The sequence below is a fragment of the Hydrogenophaga sp. genome (assembly GCF_030158645.1).
Taxonomy (GTDB): Bacteria; Pseudomonadota; Gammaproteobacteria; order Burkholderiales; family Burkholderiaceae_C; genus Hydrogenophaga.
Genome location: NZ_JAOASO010000118.1, coordinates 1 through 18,552 on the forward strand (window position 1 = coordinate 1; position 18,552 = coordinate 18,552).

19 protein-coding genes are annotated in these 18,552 nt (G+C 65.5%); 4 read left to right on the plus strand and 15 right to left on the minus strand.

Going from position 1 to position 18,552, the window contains the following annotated elements; genetic code table 11:
* Window positions 1-176 (plus strand): FCD domain-containing protein (locus Q1W68_RS12925; RefSeq protein WP_300716922.1); only part of this gene is annotated, 176 nt, incomplete at its 5' end.
* Between the two features lie 150 nt (window positions 177-326).
* Here Q1W68_RS12925 and Q1W68_RS12930 read toward each other — a convergent pair.
* The 9 genes from Q1W68_RS12930 to phaC all read right to left on the minus strand — a co-directional run bounded on the left by Q1W68_RS12930 (window position 327) and on the right by phaC (window position 10,876).
* Window positions 327-1,529 (minus strand): RNA-guided endonuclease TnpB family protein, encoded by a 1,203-nt coding sequence (locus Q1W68_RS12930; protein WP_300653109.1) that lies wholly within the window; start codon window positions 1,527-1,529, stop codon window positions 327-329.
* Window positions 1,526-2,158 carry an IS607 family transposase gene (locus Q1W68_RS12935; RefSeq protein ID WP_300653108.1) on the minus strand — a complete coding sequence of 211 codons (633 nt, stop codon included), beginning with the start codon at window positions 2,156-2,158 and terminating at the stop codon, window positions 1,526-1,528. Before Q1W68_RS12935 ends, Q1W68_RS12930 begins: the two co-directional genes overlap by 4 nt.
* A gap of 25 nt (window positions 2,159-2,183) precedes the next feature.
* The gene (locus Q1W68_RS12940; RefSeq protein WP_300716912.1) at window positions 2,184-3,806 is read right to left on the minus strand and encodes an alkaline phosphatase D family protein; all 1,623 of its coding nucleotides are present in this window, start codon (window positions 3,804-3,806) and stop codon (window positions 2,184-2,186) included.
* Window positions 3,807-3,894: 88 nt separating this feature from the next.
* Window positions 3,895-4,788 carry an alpha/beta fold hydrolase gene (locus Q1W68_RS12945; protein WP_300658324.1) on the minus strand — a complete coding sequence of 298 codons (894 nt, stop codon included), beginning with the start codon at window positions 4,786-4,788 and terminating at the stop codon, window positions 3,895-3,897.
* A 26-nt stretch (window positions 4,789-4,814) separates the two neighbouring features.
* Window positions 4,815-5,843, minus strand: coding sequence for a tRNA dihydrouridine(20/20a) synthase DusA (gene dusA / locus Q1W68_RS12950; RefSeq protein ID WP_300650836.1), 1,029 nt, complete (start codon window positions 5,841-5,843; stop codon window positions 4,815-4,817).
* 64 nt (window positions 5,844-5,907) lie between these two features.
* On the minus strand, window positions 5,908-7,113 hold the full coding sequence (locus Q1W68_RS12955) for an HD domain-containing phosphohydrolase (RefSeq protein ID WP_300716913.1): 1,206 nt from the start codon (window positions 7,111-7,113) through the stop codon (window positions 5,908-5,910).
* A 107-nt stretch (window positions 7,114-7,220) separates the two neighbouring features.
* Window positions 7,221-7,958 carry an acetoacetyl-CoA reductase gene (phbB, locus tag Q1W68_RS12960; RefSeq protein ID WP_300658322.1) on the minus strand — a complete coding sequence of 246 codons (738 nt, stop codon included), beginning with the start codon at window positions 7,956-7,958 and terminating at the stop codon, window positions 7,221-7,223.
* 81 nt (window positions 7,959-8,039) lie between these two features.
* Window positions 8,040-9,218 carry an acetyl-CoA C-acetyltransferase gene (locus tag Q1W68_RS12965; RefSeq protein WP_300658320.1) on the minus strand — a complete coding sequence of 393 codons (1,179 nt, stop codon included), beginning with the start codon at window positions 9,216-9,218 and terminating at the stop codon, window positions 8,040-8,042.
* 35 nt (window positions 9,219-9,253) lie between these two features.
* Window positions 9,254-10,876, minus strand: a complete 1,623-nt coding sequence (gene phaC, locus Q1W68_RS12970) for a class I poly(R)-hydroxyalkanoic acid synthase (RefSeq protein ID WP_300716923.1) — start codon at window positions 10,874-10,876, stop codon at window positions 9,254-9,256.
* Window positions 10,877-11,245: 369 nt separating this feature from the next.
* Between phaC and Q1W68_RS12975 the strand changes: the two genes are divergently transcribed.
* Window positions 11,246-11,575, plus strand: coding sequence for a hypothetical protein (locus Q1W68_RS12975; RefSeq protein ID WP_300649834.1), 330 nt, complete (start codon window positions 11,246-11,248; stop codon window positions 11,573-11,575).
* On the opposite strand, the gene pgeF is transcribed toward Q1W68_RS12975, so the two are convergent.
* Window positions 11,495-12,265, minus strand: coding sequence for a peptidoglycan editing factor PgeF (gene pgeF, locus Q1W68_RS12980; RefSeq protein WP_300649832.1), 771 nt, complete (start codon window positions 12,263-12,265; stop codon window positions 11,495-11,497). The genes Q1W68_RS12975 and pgeF overlap by 81 nt on opposite strands.
* A complete protein-coding gene (gene maiA, locus Q1W68_RS12985; protein WP_300649831.1) occupies window positions 12,265-12,906 on the minus strand; it encodes a maleylacetoacetate isomerase in 642 nt (213 codons plus the stop codon). Before maiA ends, pgeF begins: the two co-directional genes overlap by 1 nt.
* 101 nt (window positions 12,907-13,007) lie before the next feature.
* Between maiA and Q1W68_RS12990 the strand changes: the two genes are divergently transcribed.
* Together Q1W68_RS12990 and Q1W68_RS12995 are read left to right on the plus strand one after the other, a co-directional pair.
* The gene (locus tag Q1W68_RS12990) at window positions 13,008-13,568 is read left to right on the plus strand and encodes a hypothetical protein (protein WP_300649830.1); all 561 of its coding nucleotides are present in this window, start codon (window positions 13,008-13,010) and stop codon (window positions 13,566-13,568) included.
* A 14-nt stretch (window positions 13,569-13,582) separates the two neighbouring features.
* Window positions 13,583-14,173 carry a hypothetical protein gene (locus tag Q1W68_RS12995; protein ID WP_300649829.1) on the plus strand — a complete coding sequence of 197 codons (591 nt, stop codon included), beginning with the start codon at window positions 13,583-13,585 and terminating at the stop codon, window positions 14,171-14,173.
* A gap of 50 nt (window positions 14,174-14,223) precedes the next feature.
* On the opposite strand, the gene Q1W68_RS13000 is transcribed toward Q1W68_RS12995, so the two are convergent.
* The 4 genes from Q1W68_RS13000 to Q1W68_RS13015 all read right to left on the minus strand — a co-directional run bounded on the left by Q1W68_RS13000 (window position 14,224) and on the right by Q1W68_RS13015 (window position 18,541).
* On the minus strand, window positions 14,224-15,351 hold the full coding sequence (locus tag Q1W68_RS13000; protein ID WP_300658318.1) for an alkene reductase: 1,128 nt from the start codon (window positions 15,349-15,351) through the stop codon (window positions 14,224-14,226).
* 136 nt (window positions 15,352-15,487) lie between these two features.
* Window positions 15,488-15,976 (minus strand): hypothetical protein, encoded by a 489-nt coding sequence (locus Q1W68_RS13005; protein ID WP_300656039.1) that lies wholly within the window; start codon window positions 15,974-15,976, stop codon window positions 15,488-15,490.
* Window positions 15,977-16,076: 100 nt separating this feature from the next.
* Entirely contained in the window at window positions 16,077-16,976 is a 900-nt protein-coding gene (locus Q1W68_RS13010) for a ribose-phosphate diphosphokinase (protein ID WP_300658316.1), read from the minus strand.
* Complete coding sequence (locus tag Q1W68_RS13015; protein ID WP_300716914.1) at window positions 16,976-18,541, minus strand: thymidine phosphorylase family protein; 1,566 nt, start codon at window positions 18,539-18,541, stop codon at window positions 16,976-16,978. Before Q1W68_RS13015 ends, Q1W68_RS13010 begins: the two co-directional genes overlap by 1 nt.
* Window positions 18,542-18,552 lie beyond the last annotated feature (11 nt).

Below are 18,552 nucleotides of genomic sequence, written 5' to 3' on the forward strand. Positions count from 1 at the left end.
ACCTGCGCAAGGTCATGAAGCTCAACCGCCACAACTCGCTGCTCAAGACCGGGCGCATCGACGAGTCGCTGGCCGAACACCGCGCCATCGTGGCCGCCCTGGCGCAGCGCAACGCCGCGCTGGCGGTGCAGCGCATGCGTGAGCATTTTCAAAGCGGCCTGGAAGCCGCGGTCTGAGTGCGCCGAATCAGGCGTTGAACACCGCGGTGTGGCCCAGCACCACGGTGTAGCTGCTGGACTTCACCGTGTTCACAAAGTACCAGTCGCCGGTGGCGGCGGTGGGCGTGAACGTCATGAGCAGAAAGCCGTTCCGTCAGACTTGCTCGATCATGCGCAAACATGATCGAAGCTGACTTCCTGCTTCACAGAGGCTGGTTTCGCCCGCGTCTTGCGGCGCTGGCCAGAGCCTTCCTCTCCACAGGCTGACACCGCGGAACTCGCGGCCATGTTCTTCAGATTGATCGCTGCGTTCACATCGCGATCATGGATAGATTCGCAAGTCGGGCATGTCCAGTAGCGCTGTGACAGCGCCAACGCTTCGAGCTTGTGACCACAGCATGAGCAGATCTTGCTGCTCGCAAACCAGCGGTCTGCCACGAACACCAGGCTGCCTCGCATCTCAGCTTTGTACTGCAGCTGACGCCGAAATTCGAAGAACCCCATGTCGGCCACAGCACGTGCAAGCCGGCGGTTGCGCACCATGCCACGCACATTCAGATCCTCGATGCCGATTGTGTGGAATCGGCTCGTGAGATCTGTCGTGAGCTCGTGCAGAGCGTCGCCCCGGATCGAAGCGATCCTGGCGTGCAGCCTGGCCAACTTGGCTTTTGCTTTCTTGCGGTTGCACGATCCCTTCTTCTTGCGCGACAGGCTACGTGAGAGCCTTTGCAGACGGCCCAGCAAGGCCTTGTGGGCTTTGGGACCTGCGATCGTCTCTCCCGTTGACAGTGTGGCCAGCGCAGCGACGCCCAGATCCACGCCCACAGCACCTTGGTTTTCGGCTTTGGGCAGACGCGGATCGTTCTGGGTTTCGACTGTGACGGACACGAACCATCTGTCGGCCACACGGGAGACCGTGGCCGACATGATCTTGCCGTTGAACCTCAACGACTCACGCATGCGCACCCAGCCCAGGTTGGGGATGCGTATGCGTGAGTCTTCAACATCGAACTGGTCATTGGTCAGAGTGAAGCGGTCATGCACGCCTTTCTTGCGAAACTGCGGATAGCGTGCGCGGCCAGCGAAGAAGTTCTGGAACGCTTTGCCAAGCTGGATGATGGCCATCTGAGGGGCGTTCTTCGTGACCTCCAGCATCCAAGGGAACTGCTCACGCTTCAAGCTGTTGAGCTGACGGCGCAGCGCCGCCTGCGATGGCTTTGGCAGGCTGTTGTCTGCCTTCCATGCTTCGTACTGCCGCTTCCACTCGGCCAGCGCCCAGTTGTAGGCAAAGCGAGCAACGCCTGCAGCGCGACCAAGGTAGGTCGCCTGCTCGTTGTTGGGCGCCAGCGCAATCTTGTGGGCGATGATCATTTTTCCGAAGCCTCCACAGCCTGCTTCACGCCATCGAGCAACTTCTGGTTCTTGCGGCTGCGACTGCCGTATAGCCGCGCGCTGAAGACCGTGATGATCTCCAAAACGTCCTTGGCAAGATCTTCCTCGAACGTCGTGTCCTCACCCTGATTGAGGATGACCACCTCGACGTTCTTGGCCTGGCAGATTGCAAAGACCAGCTCTGCGCCCAAGCGCAGAAGCCGGTCTTTGTGCGTGATGACCAGTCGCCCAACATCGCCATCGATGATGGCGTCGAGCAAACGCTTGAGGCCTTTCTTGTTGTAATTCATTCCAGAGCCAAGGTCTGCAATGACTTCGAACGTCCATCCTTGCCGTGCGCAGTAGATCTCAAGGACCTGCTTCTGACGCTCCAGATCTGCCTTCTGGTCGTGGCTTGAGACTCGGGCGTAGGCCACGGTCTTGCGCAGCGACTCTCGGTCAGCATGAAATTGCTCGGGCTTGAGGCGCGCGAGGTCGTATCGCCGGCGCCCGCCAGCGGTGCGCTCATCCGCAATGAGCCGCCCCTCACGCTCCCAACGCCGCAGAGTCTGGGCAGAGACGCCCAGGGCATCGGCTGCTTCTTGGATGGGCACAAGCTTACGAGACATGCTCATAGTGTATATAAACGCGCAGCTATGAGCAATTTAATCGGAAACTGTTCCAACCCCGGCGCGAAGTGTCGGCGTAGTTGAGCGTGTCGATCACGCCGGTGAAGATGCCGGCGGCCTGCGCCGGTGGAATGGCGGAGAGGTACTCCTCCAGACCCGGCGAACTCACGCCCGGCGTGGCGAACTCTTCGCCCACCTTGGCGCCGCCCATCAAGGTGAGATCACTGTGCCAGGCATTGTGCGTGTCGCCGGCCAGGGTCACGAGCCGTTTGCCCAAGGTCGCGGCCGTGCCGAGCAGCACCTCGCGCGCCACCGGGTAACCGTCCCACGCGTCCAGGTTGTAGCCCAGCTGCGGGTTGATGGCCGGGTCGAGCAGGGCCACCTGGGTGAGCGTGCGCAGGCCCGCCGGCGTGTTTTTGGCTGTGAGGTAATCGGTGATGGCGGCCAGCCCGTTGGCCTGCGCGACGGGGTCGGTGTTCGACGGGTCAAGCGCCTGCAGGATGGACACCGGGAACGCCATGCGCGCCATCAGCACCTGCTGGCCCAGCACCTGCCAGGTGGCGCTGGACGCGGCCATCTGCTGCTGCAACCAGGTTTGCTGGGTGGCGCCCATCATCTGGCGCGAGGTGGACGACAGGCTGGCGAGCGCCGCCGCCTGCGTGGCGGGGTTCACCAGATCAGGCAGCTCCACGCCCTTGTCGCGACCTAGCAGCCGCGTCTCCAGCATGTGCAGCGAGAGCAGGTTGCCGCAGTCGAAGCTGCGGTAGATCTTGCGCAGGTCGGTCATGTCGGGCGTGCGGACCGGCATCCACTCATGCCAGACCTTCAGGGCCGCGGCCACGCGGTCGGTGAAGGCGCCCTCCGCGCCTTCGGTGTGGTTCTCGGCACCGGTCACGTAGGCGTCGTTCGCAATCTCGTGGTCGTCCCACACCGCGATCAGCGGCAGGCTGGCGTGCAGGCGTTTGAGGTCGGGGTCGCTGCGGTACTGGGCGTAGCGGGCGCGGTAGTCGGCCAGCGTGAAGCACTCGTTGGCCGGTGTGCTCACGCGGCCCAGCGCCACGGCGTCTTGCGAGGCGTAGCCGTTGGCTGGGTATTCGTAGATGTAGTCGCCCAGGTGCACGGCGTATTCGGCGCCCTGGTTCACCGCCTCGCTGTAGGCATGGAAGAAGCCCGCAGGGTAGTTGGCGCAGCTGAACACCGCCATCTTCACGCTGCCCACGCCTGAGGCCGGCAGGGTGCGGGTGCGGCCCACGGGCGAGTTGTTGCTGCCCTCGCGGAAGCGGTAAAAGTAGCTTTGCCCGGCGGCCAGGCCGGTGGCGTCCACCTTGGCGGTGAAGCCCGCGGCTGCGGTGGCCTGCACCTGGCCGCTGGAGACCACCTGGGTGAAGCCGGCGTCCCGCGCCACTTCCCAGATCAGGTTCACCGCCGACTGGCCGTTGGCCGGGGCGGCGTGCGTCCACAGCACCACCCGGTCGGCCAGGGGGTCGCCGCTGGCCACGCCGAAATCAAAGCGAGCGGGCACCGGCGCGGGTGCAACGGAGGTGTTGTCGTCCCCGCCTCCGCAGGCCGACAACAAGCCGCCCGCGGCCACCGCGGCTGACGCCGACGCCACGCGAATGATGAAACTGCGCCGATTGGAAATCGCCATGGAGGACCCCGCAGCCCAACCCGAAGTGGGCTGGCTGGCGAGAGCTTGGCGACCGAATTTGACAGGGCCATGAATGGCCTTGGCGCGCCTATCCCCAGAACGGGTCGAGCTTGTCGGTGAACGCGGCGAGGTCTTCGAAGTACGGCAAGGCACCGCCTTCAATGGCGTGGAACTGCCAGTTGGGCCGCTGCTCCACCGTCACCCTGCCCTGGTAGTCGGTGAAATCACCGCGCGTGGCCATGCTCACCCACACCGGGCAGGTGACGGCCTCGTGCAAGGTGTTGATGTCGCGGCTGAACATGCCCGCCGACACGAAGTGCAGCGGGGCAAAGCGCGCACCGGACTGCCGCGTGGTGATCACGTCATAACGCCAGAGCGCTTCGTCGATGCGCTTGGAGCCCCAGGTGCGCTCCAGAAAGTAGCGGATCACGCTGGGTCGGGTGAGATTGCGGTAGATGCCTTCGGTCCAGAACGGCCACGACAGCATCTTGTGCAGCCACGCCTGAAACAGGGTGCTGCCCGGTGGCCCGTAGCGCCGCTTCGGACCACTGAAGCCGGTGGGGCTCACCAGGGCCATGCGCCGCACCGTGTGGGGCGCCTCCTGCTGTGCGCGCACCACGAACTCGCTGGCCAACGAGACACCCAGCACGTCGATCGCGTCCACCCCGTGCGCCTGGCGCATGTGCGCGAGCAGCGCATGGATCGCGTCGGTCATGAGACGTGGGGTGTAGACCCGGTCGCTGCGTTCGGAGAAACCGAAGCCCGGCAGGTCCAGCGCGTACACCGCGCGGCGCCGCCGGCAGTGTTCGAACATCGGCTTCACTTCGGCCGCCGAGCCCGAGGCGTTGACGCTGTGCACCAGCAGCACCGGTGGCAGGTTGGCCGCGCCCGACGAGGGCCAGGCCCGGTAGGCGCTCACGCGGCCGGCCGGCGTGTCGATCGCGAAACGTTCGGCGTCCAGCGCCGGGGGCAAAACAGACATGAGGGCCTTGGTGGATGGAATGAGCGTCACGCCACTGGGAGGGGCGCGTGCGGATGTTCGGCGGCGATGCTTTCCTGTGCCATGGCCCAGACCTCGCGCGGTGGCAAGGGTTTCAGGCGGTGGTCGCTCCAGATCTGGCGCCAGCGCCGTGCGCCGCGCAGTCCGTGGCGCAGGCCCAGCATGTGGCGCGCGATCGCGTACCAGGGGCAGCCGTCTTCGGCAAAAGCCCGCTCCATGTAGACCACCATCTGCTCTTCCACCGCTTCGCGCGTGAGGGTGCTCGGCGCTGCGCCGAAAAAGGTCTCGTCCCACGAGGTGAGCAGCCAGGGGTTGTGGTACGCCTCGCGCCCCACCATCACGCCGTCGACCTGCTGCAGGTGCTCGGCAATCTGCGCGTTGGTGGTGATGCCGCCGTTGATGCCGATGGTGAGCTCGGGAAAGTCACGCTTGAGTCGGTACGCCAGCTCGTAACGCAGCGGCGGCACTTCGCGGTTTTCCTTCGGCGAAAGGCCGTCCAGCCAGGCATTGCGCGCGTGCACCATGAACACACGGCAACCCGCTTCGCTCACGGTGCCCACAAAGTCGCGCACAAAGTCGTAGCTCTCCACGCGGTCGATGCCGATGCGGTGCTTCACCGTCACCGGAATCGACACCGCGTCCAGCATGGCCTTCACGCCGTCGGCCACGGTCTTGGGCTCGGCCATGAGGCAGGCGCCAAACGCACCGCGTTGCACACGGTCGCTCGGACAACCGCAGTTGAGGTTGATTTCGTCGTAGCCCCAGTCTTCGCCCAGCTTCGCGGCCATGGCCAGCTCGGCCGCGTCGCTGCCACCCAGCTGCAGGGCCACCGGATGTTCTTCGGCGTTGAACCGCAGGTGCCGCTGCACGCTGCCGTGTGCCAGCGCGCCGGTGGTCACCATCTCGGTGTAGAGCAAGGTGTGCCGGGTCAGCAGGCGGTGCAGGTAGCGGCAATGCCGGTCGGTCCAGTCCATCATGGGCGCGACCGAGAGGCGCCATGGGCTGGTTTGTGGGTGGTCGGGGCGGTCTTCAATCATCGGGGCAGCATCGCTCACAGGACTCGGGGACATGACGGGCGACTGTACCGCGACGCCCGGGTTCTCAATGGCGCCCCAGCAGCCTGGCCACGCTGACGGTCACCTTCACATCGCCGGGGACCAGACTCGCCTTGACTTCGAACGCAGGATCCGCCGTGTCGCGCAGGGTGGGCTCGCCCAGCGGCAGGCCTTGCCGGCCCACGATGGCGAACACCGTTGGCGCGTTGGCCTTGGCGCCTCGGCGCGCCACCACCGCCAGTTCGCCACTGGCCAGCCGCACATAGCTGCCTGGCGGGTAGAAGCCGATGTTCTTGACGAACAAGGCACCCAGGGGGTCGGGCTGCTGATCGACCCCCAGGTAGAGCTCGCGCGCGACCTGCTGCGAGAGCAGCGCGCCCCGGCTTTTTCGCGGGCTGATGCAGGCCACGTACACATCGGCTATTTGCAGCAGGTGGTGCGCGGTGTTGTGGACCGGTTTGCCGGCGGGGTAGCCCTGGCCGTCTGGGCGCTCGTGGTGGTCTTCCACCAGTTGCAGCCATTGGGCATCGACCACACCCAGGCGGCGCAGCACCTCGGCGCTGCGCTGTGGGTGCTCGCGCACGGTCTTGCGTTGCGACTCCGACAAAGCGCTGCCCTGGCGCGCCATCTCGTCGTGGGCGCGTGTCATGGCGATGTTCATCGTCAGGGCCGCGCGCTGCAGCGGTTGTTGATCGGCCTCGGACAAGCCGGCCGACGGCGCCACCAGGGCGCACAGCCCGGCCGCGAGCAAGGCGTGCGTGGTGCTGTACGGCACGTGGGTGTCGAACAGCAGTTGCACCAGCACCATGAAGCTGACGTCTGGGTGTTCCAGCCACATCTGTTGGGTCTGCGCCGCCAGGCGTTGCAGGCGCTCCCCGAACTGGCTGGCTTCAGCGCCCTGGTGCAGCAGCGTGGACAAGGCGGCGTGGATGTCCGGCCAGGCCTCGGTGGGAAACAGTTCGTCGCGCGCGTCCTTTTTTTCCTGCACCGGCACCATGGCGTCAAGTGCGGCGATGCGGCTGAGCGATTCGTTGCCGCGCACCATGCGGTCCAGTGCGGCGGTGTAGCTGTAGCCCCAGGCCTGCCAATCGGCCGCCAGCACCATGGGCGTGTGCAGCATCAGGTGACCCCGGTGGTGTTCGGAGGTGATGGACTCGCCCTTGCGCAGCAACAGCACGCCCTTGGGGTCCCAGATGTTCACGGGCACCGGCTGGTTGAGCGCGAGGGATTCGATGGGCAAAGACTTGTACATGCTGGCAATGTATCTGCAGTCGGGCTGGGGCGTTCACTGGAACACCACCCGAAAACGCCCACAAAAAACCCCGCCGCAGCGGGGTTGGTCGTCGGCATGGGGCCGGTTCAGCCCATGTGCAGGCCGCCGTTGACCGAGAAGTCGGCGCCGGTGGCGTAGCCGCCGTCTTCGCTGGCGAGCCACGCAATGATGGAGGCGATCTCGCCGGGTTCACCCAGGCGCTTCACGGGCACGGTGGCCACGATCTTTTCCAGCACGTCGGGGCGGATGGCCTTGACCATGTCGGTGCCGATGTAGCCCGGGCTCACGGTGTTGACCGTGACGCCCTTGTTGGCCAGTTCCTGCGCCAGCGCCATCGAGAAGCCGTGCATGCCGGCCTTGGCGGCCGAGTAGTTGGTCTGGCCGGCCTGGCCCTTTTCGCCGTTGACCGACGAAATGTTGATGATGCGGCCCCAGCCTTTTTCCACCATGTCGGCCACGACCTGCTTGGTCACGTTGAACATGGAGTTGAGGTTGGTCTCGATCACGGCGTCCCAGTCTTCGCGGGACATCTTCAGGAACATGCGGTCGCGCGTGATGCCGGCGTTGTTCACCAGCACGTCGATGGTGCCGTGCTCGGCCTTGGTCTTGGTGAAGGCTTCGACCGTGGATGCCCAGTCGCCCACATTGCCGACCGATGCGTAGAACGTGAAGCCCAGGGCCGCTTGCTCGTCGATCCACTTCTTGAAATCGCGCGTGGGACCGCAGCCGGCGATGACCTTGAAGCCTTCTTTGTGCAGGCGCTGGCAGATGGCCGTTCCGATGCCACCCATGCCACCGGTGACGTACGCTACTTTTTGACTCATTGGGGGTTCTCCTCTGGTTTGTGTGTGTTGGGTTGCAGGGCGCGAGCCGCCCTGCTCTCTGCGTTTGAATCTACAGGCAAATCAGCGTTCGACCGCGAGGGAAACCCCCATGCCGCCACCGATACACAGCGCAGCAACGCCCTTTTTCGCGTCGCGTCGCACCATTTCGTGCAGCAGCGTCACCAGGATGCGGCAACCGGACGCGCCGATGGGGTGACCGATCGCGATCGCACCACCGTTGACGTTCACACGGGCCGGGTCGATGTCCAGCGCCTTGTTGACGGCGCAGGCCTGGGCGGCGAAGGCTTCGTTGAGCTCGAACAGGTCCACGTCCGACGCCTTCCAGCCGGCGCGCATGAGTGCCTTCTGCGTGGCGGGCACCGGGCCCATGCCCATGGTGGCGGGGTCCAGGCCGCTGGTGCCGAAGGCGGCGATGCGCGCGAGCGGCGTCAGGCCCAGTGCAGCGGCTTTCTTCGCGGTCATCACCATCACGGCAGCGGCGCCATCGTTCAGGCCCGAGGCGTTGCCGGCGGTCACGGAACCCGCCTTGTCGAAAGCCGGACGCAAGCCCGCCAGCGCTTCGGCGTTGGTTTTCTTGTTGATGAATTCGTCGGTGTCGAACACGACCGGATCACCCTTGCGCTGCGGAATGCTCACGCCGACGATCTCGTCCTTGAACTTGCCGGCATCTTGTGCGGCGCTGGCCTTTTGCTGGCTGCCCAGGGCCAAGGCATCCTGCATGTCGCGCGTGATGGCGTGGGCCTTGGCCACGTTTTCGGCGGTGATGCCCATGTGGTACTGGTTGTACACGTCCCACAGGCCGTCAACGATCATGGTGTCGATCATTTTCCAGTCGCCCATGCGCTGGCCATCGCGGCTGCCGTTGAGCACGTGCGGGCTGGCGCTCATGTTTTCCTGGCCACCGGCGATCACGATCTCGCTGTCGCCCCAGGCCACGGCCTGCGCGGCCAGCATCACGGCCTTGAGGCCGGAGCCACACACGGCGTTGATGGTCAGCGCCGGGGTTTCCTTGGCCACACCGGCCTTCATCATGGCCTGGCGGGCCGGGTTCTGGCCCACGCCTGCGGCCAGCACCTGGCCCATGATCACTTCACCGATCACGTCGGCGGGCAGGCCACTGCGCTCCAGCATGGCCTTGATGACGATGCTGCCGAGCTCGGTGGCGGGGACTTTGGCGAGCGAGCCGCCAAACTTGCCGACGGCGGTGCGGGCGGCTGAAACGATGACGATGTCTTCCATGGGTTTGCTCCTTGTTGTGCTGAAAAAATTCGGGGTCAAGCCTTGGCTTTGACGTAGCGACCCGGCGCGGGCTCGATGACCGCGTAGCTCTTGCCCTTGCCGTAGGTCTTGGGCGCCGCGACCTGTTTGCCTGCCTGCGGCTTGAGCCAGGCGGCCCAGTCGGTCCACCAGCTGCCGGCTTGTTCATCCGCGCTGGCGATCCACTCGTTCACGTCTTTCGGGAATTTGGTGGACGAGCCGATCCAGTGGCTGCGCTTCTTCTTGCTGGCCGGGTTGATCACGCCGGCGATGTGGCCCGAGGCCCCCATGACGAAACGCTTCTTGCCGGGGAACACCTGGGTGCTCGCGTAGGCGCCGCCGATGGGCACGATGTGGTCTTCGCGCGAGCCGTAGAGGTAGACCGGCAGCTTCACCTGGCGGAAGTCGATCTTCTCGCCGCACACCGTCATCTTGCCGGGCTTGATGAGGTTGTTCTCCAGGTACATCTGGCGCAGGTAGCGCGTGTAGTACGGGCCGGGCAGGTTGGTGCTGTCGGAGTTCCAGTACAGCAGGTCAAACGGCGGCGGCGTCTCGCCCTTGAGGTAGTTGCCCACCACGTAGTTCCACACCAGGTCGTTCGGGCGCAGGAAGCTGAAGGTGGTGGCGAGATCTCGCCCCGGCATGAGGCCGCCTTGGGCAAACTGCGCCTCGCGGTACTTGACGAAGTTCTCGTCGATGAACACGTCGAGGATGCCGGTGTCGGTGAAGTCGAGCAGCGTGGTGAGAAAGGTCGCGCAGTTCACCGGCTCTTCACCGCGCGCAGCCAGCACGGCCAGCGCCGTGCCCAGCATGGTGCCGCCCACGCAGAAGCCCAGCGCATTGATGGTCTCGGCACCGGTGATGTCTTGCGTGACCTCGATGGCCTTGATCACCGCGTCTTCGATGTACTGGTCCCAGGTGGCCTGCGCCAGCGACTCGTCGGGGTTGCGCCAGCTCACCACAAAGGTGCGGTGACCCTGCTCCACGCAGTAGCGGATCAGCGAGTTCTCGGGCTGCAGATCGAGGATGTAGAACTTGTTGATGCAGGGCGGCACCAGCAGGAACGGGCGCTCGTACACCTTGGCCGTGAGCGGCTTGTATTCGATCAGCTGGAACAGCTCGTTCTCGAACACCACCGCGCCTTCGGTGGTGGCCACGTTCTTGCCCACCTCGAACACGCTCTCGTCGGTCATGGAGACATGGCCCTGCTTCATGTCGTGCAGCAGGTTGGCCATGCCCTTGGCGATGCTCTCGCCCTGGGTGTCGATGGCTTTTTTCTGCGCTTCGGCGTTGAAGGCCAGGAAGTTGCTCGGCGCACTGGCGTCGATCCACTGCTGCACCGCGAAGCGCACGCGGGTGCGGGTTTTGGCATCGCCCTGCACCGCGTCGGCCAGGGCCATGAGGGTGCGCGCGTTGAGCAGGTAGGCTGCGGCGGAGAACGCCGCCATCGGGTTGTTGGCCCAGGCATCGGACGCAAAGCGCCGATCGCCCTCGGGCTTGACCGCCGGGCCCTGGTTCCACAGGCCGGTCACGTCCTTGAGGTACTGGTTCTGGATCTCCAGCAGTTTTGCGGGATCGAAACTCACCTGCTGACCCGAGGCGTTCTTGAACATGTCGACCATGCCGGGCATGGCAGGCATCGCTGGCATGCCGGGGAAGACCGCCCCACCTGTCGGCATGGCCATCCCGAACGGGTTGGCTCCACCCGCTTGCGGCATGAACGCCTTGAATGCCGCAAAGGGGTCGGTTGCGCCGGGCTGGACACCCGCCGCAGCCCCGGGAAAAGCTTGGGCCACCTGCGTCCATTGCTGAACAAGGTTTTGCTGGAACTGGTTGGCGGTCTCCAGCCAGTCGGTGGGTGGGGTTTTGCCCGATGTCATGCTGGTCTCCTGTGCTTTTGTGTGCGGCTTATCATCCCCACGGTGGGGAAAAATTTCCGGGTTTTCCCCAGTATCTGCGTGGCGGCTTCCAGCAGACTGACATGGTTTCCCCGGTCTGCAAGGAATGCTGTGTACCTGGTCGTGATCGGTTGGATGTATGTGGTTCTGATGATGTCGGTGGCGGAGGCGAGCAACTCCACCGGATCCATCCTCGGGGCCATTGTGACCTTTTTTCTTTACGGTTTGCTGCCCGTCGTCCTCGTGGTTTACGTGATGAGGACCCCTGCACGGCGCAAGGAAATCAAGGCCCGCGAAGCGGCCGAACATCAGGCCCAGATGGCGCGACTGGCCGCCAATGCAGAACCGGCATCCGGTGTTTCACTCGATCCAGACGCAGGCGGCCATGCGTCCGGTGCTGCCGAGCAAGGCGGCGTCGCGCCGGTGCGAAAAGAAACGTGAGGTCTGTGTCACGGTGCACCAGGGCGGTGACCCATCGTTGCCGTGCACATGGGTGATGCCCATCGCCTGAAGCCTCAGGCGAGCCAGGGCCTGCAGATCGGCCAGAAACTTGCCTTTGCCCAGGGGCCAGAAATGGGCGCCCGCTTCGGGGTCGGCCGCCACGAACGTCTCGCACACTTCCGCCCCCACTTCAAACGCGCCCGGCCCGATGCAGGGGCCCAGCCAGACCACGATATCGCCCTCGCCGGCCGACTCGCGCAAAGTCCCGACGGTGGCCTCCAGCACGCCTTGAACCAGACCCCGCCAGCCCGCGTGCGCCGCGGCCACCCAGGTGCCTGACGCGTGCGTGAACAGCACCGGCAAACAATCGGCCACCATGATCGTGGCCACGACGCCGGGGCCGTGCGCCACGCAGGCATCGGCGGTGGTGCCATCGGGCGTGTCGGGGGTCAGCGGCACGACGTGTGTGCCATGCACCTGCTGCAAGAACACCGGTCGCGCGGGCGCTGTGAGGGCTGCAAGCCGTTCGCGGTTGCCCGCGACAGCCAGAGGCTCGTCGCGGACGTGATCACCCAGGTTGAAGCTGTCGAACGGCGGCACCGACACGCCACCCAGGCGCGTGGTGAACAGCGCCCGCACGCCGGGCGGCGCAGGCCAATCGGGTTGGATGCCGTCGGCCGTCAGCAGCATCAGGTTTCGGCGTCCGGGCAGGCCGAGGGTTGCGCTTTCTGGAACGCGGGATGCTTCATGCAGGCCTCGAATGCGGCCATGGTGCGCGGCAGCCCCGAGAAGTCGACGTTGAAACGCTGGCCGTTGAAGATCTGCGGCACCAGGCAGCAATCGGCCAGGGTCGGTGTTTCCCCGAAACAATAGGTGCCGGGTGGCTGCGCGGCCAGCTGGCGCTCGAACGACTCCAGCCCGCTGCGCACCCAGTGGCGGTACCAGGTGTTCTTGGTGTCCTCGTCCACCTGGAGGTCCTTGCTCAGGTACTTGAGCACGCGCAGGTTGTTGATGGGGTGGATCTCGCACGCAATGATCTGGGAGAGCGCCCGCACGCGCGCACGGCCCAGCGCGTCGGCCGGCAGCAAGGCGGGGGTGGGGTGCAGTTCGTCGAGGTATTCGATGATGGCCATCGACTGCGTCAGCCGAGTGCCGTCATCGAGTTCGAGCAAGGGCACCAGGCCTTCCACCGCGATGTCGGCGTAAGCCGGCAGCTTGTGCTCACCCTTGGCCAGGTGGACCGAGTGGTATTCGTAATCGAGGCCTTTGAGGGCCAGCGCGATGCGCACGCGAAACGAGGCCGAGGAGCGGAAGTAGTTGTAGAGCTTCATGACGCTGAGGATAAACGGTGGGAGGTATCCCGGCGAGGCACAGGCGGGTCGGTATAGTCCCTCTCGACGCATGTGCATCGATCAGAAACAAAAGGGACAAGATGAAACTACGCATGGTCTTGCTGGCCTTCACGGCGGTCGCGCTGACCGGCTGCGCCTCGTTCGTGGCCCCCACCTACAGCCCGGACTACCCGAGCATCGACCGGCTCAAGGCCGCTCAGCTGGGCAAGGTCGCCGTGGGCGAATTCCAACCCCGCAGTCCGGAGGCACCGGTCAACAAGATCACTCTGCGGGGCGCACCCTTCGTGTCGTCCAACGGCTCCTTTGCACAGTACCTGGAAGACGCTATCCGCTCCGACCTCACCGAGCTGCGGGTGCTCGATCCCAAGTCCGAGACACGAATCGACGCCACGCTGCTGAAGAACGACATCGATGTGTCTGGCATCAACACCGGCGAAGGCTTCATGAATGTTCGCTTGAGTGTGGTCAAGCGCGGGCAGACGGTGCACGACAAGATCTACAGCGCGAAAACGCAGTTCGAGTCGAGCTTTGCCGCTGCTGTTGCGGTGCCGAAAGGCCAGAGCGAGTACCCCCGACTGGTGCGCACACTGCTGCAGACGATCTACGCCGATCCCGCCTTCATCACCGCTGTCAAACCTTGAGCCGAAAGCAACCCATGTCACTTCAGAATTTCTGGCGCATTCCCGTGGCCACCGCACTGCTCGCCCTGCTGGCTGCCTGCGCCCACCCCATCGGCATCAGCCCGCTGGAAACACCCGTGCGCAACGAAACCGGGCTCAATCCGAAAAAGGTCGCCTACGTCATGACCGACGCGGACCGGGGCAAGGAAGTCATCACGGCGGGCGGTGGTGGCGACAAGGTCAGCTACTTTCCATACCGCGACCTGGAGAAGTCCATTCGCGACGCGTTGCGCGCGGTGTACGCCGATGTGTTCGTGGTCAAGTCGGCGAGCGACCGCGAGGCCATCGCCGCTTTCGGTGTGAGCTATGTGTTCTCGCCCAGCATCACCACCAACACCGATTCGCCGTCGTTGTTCACCTGGCCACCCACGAAGTTCGGCATCGATCTGACGTGCGAAGTCAGCGACGCCGAGGGCAAGGCTGTTGCGACGGTGAAAGCGCAGGGCAACGGCACCGCCGAATTTGCCGAATTCAAAAGCGACTTCGGCCTGGCGGGGCGCCGAGCGGCCACCCAGCTGGCCGAGCAGCTCAAACAACAGGTGCAGGCCAACGCAACACTGCGTTGAGGCCTGCTCCACCTGCAGCGCCCAGAGGCGGCGGTGCAGGTGGAGCGACCTCAGGCGGCCTGCAGCGCGGGGTAGTCGGTGTAGCCTTGGGCGCCGCCGCCGTAGAAGGTCTTGCTGTCCGGCTCATTGAACGGACCGCCTTGCTTCAGACGCTCGACGAGGTCTGGATTCGCAATGTAGGTCTTGCCAAAGGCCACCAGATCGGCGCCATTGTTCACGGCACCCTGGGCCAAGGCCAGGTCGTAGCCGTTGTTGACCATCCAGGCGGCCTTGCCGCCGGCTGCGTGGTAGCGGTCTCGCAACGCGTCGTAGTCGAACGGGCGGTCGGCCAGTTCGCGCGGGCCACCGGTGGCGCCCTCGATGAAGTGGACGTACGCGAGGTCGAACTTCGCGAGTTCCTGCATCACATGGCTGAACAGCGGCTGCGGATCGGCATCGATCACGTCGTTGGCCGGGGTCACGGGCGACAGGCGCACGCCGGTGCGGCCCGCGCCGATGGCGTCGGTCACGGCCTGCACCACCTCCACCAGCAAACGGGCACGGTTCTCGATGCTGCCGCCGTGCGCGTCGGTGCGCAGGTTGCTGCCGGTCTTGAGGAACTGGTCGATCAAGTAACCGTTGGCAGCGTGAATCTCCACGCCGTCAAAGCCCGCTTCGATGGCAGCCAGAGCGGCCTTGCGGTAGTCGTTCACGATGCCGGGCAGCTCGCTGGTCTCAAGCGCACGGGGGACCGAGGTGTCCACGAACACGGGCGCGCCGTCCTTGAGCAGCACGGTCTTGGTCTTGGCGGCGATGGCCGAGGGCGCCACGGGCGCTGCCCCATTGGGTTGCAGGTCCACGTGCGACACACGGCCCACGTGCCAGAGTTGCGTGACGATTTTGCCGCCCGCGGCGTGCACCGCGGCGGTCACGGCTTTCCAGCCTTCGATCTGCTCGGGTGCGTAGAGCCCGGGCACGTCCGCGTAGCCCTGGCCCTGGTGGCTGATGGCGGTGGCTTCGGTGATCAGCAGGCCGGCCGTGGCGCGCTGCTGGTAATAGGTGGCCATGAGCGGCGTGGGCACGGCGTTGGGCGCGCGGTTGCGCGTGAGCGGCGCCATGACGATGCGGTTGGCCAGCGACATGCTGCCGGCGGTGAGGGGTGAAAACAGTGACGTGGTCATGTAGGAGGTGCGTTCCATTGAAGGAGCCGAGGGAAAACCCCAGTATTCCTCCATACCCCTTTTCACGGGTCGGACTTGGTCCATAACCCGCGTGCAACACGGCCATTCACTGGTGCCGCCACGCGACTTGCCCGCGCATGGCAGCCCGGCATGCTCAGTTCCCGCCGATGTGAATTCGGTACGAAGCGCCGTTGGAGAAGGTGCAGGTGCCCGCTCCCTGGAAGGGTGTGTTCATCTGGTACTCGCACGACATGTACAGGCCTTTGGGGCTGAAAGCGCTGGCAACGCCGCGTCGCTCGTCGTTCGAGACGCGGGTGGCCTCTCCTGTGAGCACCTCACCCAGGTAAGAGACGTTGAAGACGCCTTTGCCGGTCATCATGTTGGTGACGGACCCGGTGATGATGCCGGTGGAGGTCGCGATGTCGTTGATGGGATAGAGACGCGCCGGCAGGTTGGCGGGTGCTGCTGCGCCGCCCGGCGCAACACCCACACGCGCAGGCGCAGGCGCCACCGTGCCCACTGGCGGCAAAGGGTAATGCTGGTAGATCACCTGCCCATCGGCCTGGCGCTCGGGGACGACATAGCAGGCTGTGAGGGCCGCAGACACCAGCAGCGAAAGTGCACAAGGCAACAAAGCACGCATCAGGGTCTCCTTGGAGCAAGCAGGGGTCACGCCCCCACCCGACCAGTCTAGGCAAGCCTGCTGCCTCAGCGTTGAGCAACCTCAATGAGACTGCCGACGTTCAAATGCCTTGCAAGGCGGCCACCACAGCTGGAACAACGCTCACGGCGTTGGAGGCGTGCGAAATGCAGTCGGTGCTCCAGATTTCCCCCACGCCCGAACTGCGCACCAGCTGCACCGCGCCTGACGCAAACAGCGCGTGCGTGACCGCCACGTCCACCGACCTCGCCCCCGCGGCGCGCAGCTTCACCGCCGCTCGCGCCAGCGTGTGGCCCGAGCTGGCCACGTCGTCCATGAGCACCACCGCGCGGCCGGCCACCGGCAGCTCGGGCAGTTCGATGTCCACCTCCCGATCGCCATGGCGCGTCTTGCGGCACACCGCATGGTCCCAGCCGTGCCGCTTCGCAGCGAGCGCCACCCATTGCAGCGCTTCTTCGTCCGGCCCCATCAGCAGCGGGTTTTGCCGTTGGGTGGCGATGTGGTCGGCCAGCAGCGGCGCGCCGCTCAATGCGATGGCGTCCTTCACCGGCATGGCTTCATGAAGCGTGGCCACGCGGTGCAGGTGCGGGTCCACGGTGATGATGGCATCGAACAAGCCGGCCAGAAAACCACCCACGATGCGCTGGCTGATGGCCTCGCCCGGATTGAATTCGATGTCCTGGCGCATGTAGGCCATGTAAGGGGCCACCAGCGAGACGTGTTTGGCGCCCAGCCGGCGCGCGGTCTGCGCGGTCAGCAGCAGCTCGACCAGTTTTTCGTTGGGCTGCTGCAGGCCACGCCAGAGCACCACGCGCTCAGGCAGCTCGGCGGGCAGGCGCAGGCGCATCTCGCCATCGGGGAAGCGGTGGCGCGCCACCACCGCCACGGCCATGCCGAGGGCGCTGGCGGCCTGGCTGGCCGGCGCGGTTTCGTCGTCGAAACACAGCACACAACCCGCATCGGGTTTGTTGGAGAGGGACATCAGAACTCCACAAAAACTTGGGGCACCTGGGCGGCGGTGCCTAGGCTGAAACCACTGGCGCGCACACTGGCCTGGCGGGCGAATTCGAGATCGGCCGGGTAGCTGGCGTGCACCCGGTAGAGCACATCACCGGCGGACACCGGCTCACCGAGTTTGACGCACAGGTCCACACCCGCACCCCGCACCTTGGGCGCGCCGGCCAGGCGCGCGATCTGAGCGATCTGCAGGTTGTCGATGCCGATGACCACGCCGGCCGCTGGTGCCTTCACCGCCAGCGTGAGGGCACCCAGCGCCGGGTGGTGATGGTCAAACCCCCGGTCGCCTTGTGCCTGCACGATGGCGCGCATCTGCGCCAGCGCACGGCCGGAATCGAGGATGTCGCGCGCGATGCGAAAGCCGTCACCACCGCGCACATCGGGGCTGCATTCGATCAGGCGGCCCGCCAGCCGCAGCGATTTTTGCCGCAGGTCGTCGGGCGCGCGCGGGTCGTTTTCCAGCACCTGCATCACGTCGCGCGCTTCGAGCACCGGGCCCACGCCACGGCCCACCGGCTGGCGGCCGTCGGTGATCACCACGTCCAGCGACAGGTGCATGCGCTGCGCCACGTATTCAAACAGGCGGCGCAGGCGCTGCGCCTCGGGCATGGAGCGCACCTTGGCCGTGGGGCCGATGGGAATGTCGAGCACCAGGTGCGTGGCGCCGGCGGCGATTTTCTTGGACAGGATGGACGCCACCATCTGGCCGGGCGAGTCGATGGACAGGGGGCGCTCCACCGAGATCAGCACGTCGTCCGCCGGGGAGAGCTGGGCCGTGCCACCCCAGGCCAGGCAGCCGTGGTGCTGGCGCACGATGCCGGTGAGCTGCTCGAACGGCAGTTCCACATTCGCCAGCACCTCCATGGTGTCGGCGGTGCCGGCGGGTGAGGTGATGGCGCGCGACGAGGTCTTGGGAAACACCAGCCCATGGGCGGCCACGATGGGCACGACCAGCATCGAGGTGCGGTTGCCCGGAATGCCGCCGATGCAGTGCTTGTCCACCACCAGCGGCTCGTTCCAGTCCAGCCGCCGCCCGCTGGCCACCATGGCCTCGGTCAAAAAGTAAACCTCCTCGCGGTCGAGCTCGCTGCGGTTGCAGGCCACCACAAAGGCGGTCAGTTCGATCTTGGAATAGCGCAGCTCGGCGATGTCGCGAACGATGCGGTGGAAGTCCTCGCGGCTCAGCCGCTCGCCATTGATCTTGCGAAACAGCGCAGGGATGGACTCGGGCGGCTCGGCCGGCGACACCGAAGCCGGGTGCCCGCCAGCGACGTCGAGCCGGGCAAAGGCGTCCTCGGAGACTCCGATCTCGTTGCAGCCCACGATGCTGCTGTCGTCCACCACATTCAGCGTGGCCAGGATGCGCCGGCCGTTGGCCCGCACCTCCACCTTGGACAAGGCCTGAAAGCCTTCGGCCCGCACCACGGCGCAGTCGCGGTGCAGGTAGGCCACGTTCTCGTGGTAGGTGTCGATGGCCACGCGCCGCAGCGTGAGTCCGGAGGAAAGAGCTGAGTCAGCGTTGGGCAGCATGCCCGGGACGA

What these genes read in the sequence shown, in the direction of transcription:
- Q1W68_RS12930 (WP_300653109.1), bottom strand. Translation starts at nt 1,529, where the DNA reads ATGATCATCGCCCACAAGATTGCGCTGGCGCCCAACAACGAGCAGGCG.
- Q1W68_RS12935 (WP_300653108.1), bottom strand. Translation starts at nt 2,158, where the DNA reads ATGTCTCGTAAGCTTGTGCCCATCCAAGAAGCAGCCGATGCCCTGGGC.
- Q1W68_RS12940 (WP_300716912.1), bottom strand. Translation starts at nt 3,806, where the DNA reads ATGGCGATTTCCAATCGGCGCAGTTTCATCATTCGCGTGGCGTCGGCG.
- Q1W68_RS12945 (WP_300658324.1), bottom strand. Translation starts at nt 4,788, where the DNA reads ATGTCTGTTTTGCCCCCGGCGCTGGACGCCGAACGTTTCGCGATCGAC.
- dusA (WP_300650836.1), bottom strand. Translation starts at nt 5,843, where the DNA reads ATGATTGAAGACCGCCCCGACCACCCACAAACCAGCCCATGGCGCCTC.
- Q1W68_RS12955 (WP_300716913.1), bottom strand. Translation starts at nt 7,113, where the DNA reads ATGTACAAGTCTTTGCCCATCGAATCCCTCGCGCTCAACCAGCCGGTG.
- phbB (WP_300658322.1), bottom strand. Translation starts at nt 7,958, where the DNA reads ATGAGTCAAAAAGTAGCGTACGTCACCGGTGGCATGGGTGGCATCGGA.
- Q1W68_RS12965 (WP_300658320.1), bottom strand. Translation starts at nt 9,218, where the DNA reads ATGGAAGACATCGTCATCGTTTCAGCCGCCCGCACCGCCGTCGGCAAG.
- phaC (WP_300716923.1), bottom strand. Translation starts at nt 10,876, where the DNA reads ATGCCTGCCATGCCCGGCATGGTCGACATGTTCAAGAACGCCTCGGGT.
- pgeF (WP_300649832.1), bottom strand. Translation starts at nt 12,265, where the DNA reads ATGCTGCTGACGGCCGACGGCATCCAACCCGATTGGCCTGCGCCGCCC.
- maiA (WP_300649831.1), bottom strand. Translation starts at nt 12,906, where the DNA reads ATGAAGCTCTACAACTACTTCCGCTCCTCGGCCTCGTTTCGCGTGCGC.
- Q1W68_RS12990 (WP_300649830.1), top strand. Translation starts at nt 13,008, where the DNA reads ATGAAACTACGCATGGTCTTGCTGGCCTTCACGGCGGTCGCGCTGACC.
- Q1W68_RS12995 (WP_300649829.1), top strand. Translation starts at nt 13,583, where the DNA reads ATGTCACTTCAGAATTTCTGGCGCATTCCCGTGGCCACCGCACTGCTC.
- Q1W68_RS13000 (WP_300658318.1), bottom strand. Translation starts at nt 15,351, where the DNA reads ATGGAACGCACCTCCTACATGACCACGTCACTGTTTTCACCCCTCACC.
- Q1W68_RS13005 (WP_300656039.1), bottom strand. Translation starts at nt 15,976, where the DNA reads ATGCGTGCTTTGTTGCCTTGTGCACTTTCGCTGCTGGTGTCTGCGGCC.
- Q1W68_RS13010 (WP_300658316.1), bottom strand. Translation starts at nt 16,976, where the DNA reads ATGTCCCTCTCCAACAAACCCGATGCGGGTTGTGTGCTGTGTTTCGAC.
- Q1W68_RS13015 (WP_300716914.1), bottom strand. Translation starts at nt 18,541, where the DNA reads ATGCTGCCCAACGCTGACTCAGCTCTTTCCTCCGGACTCACGCTGCGG.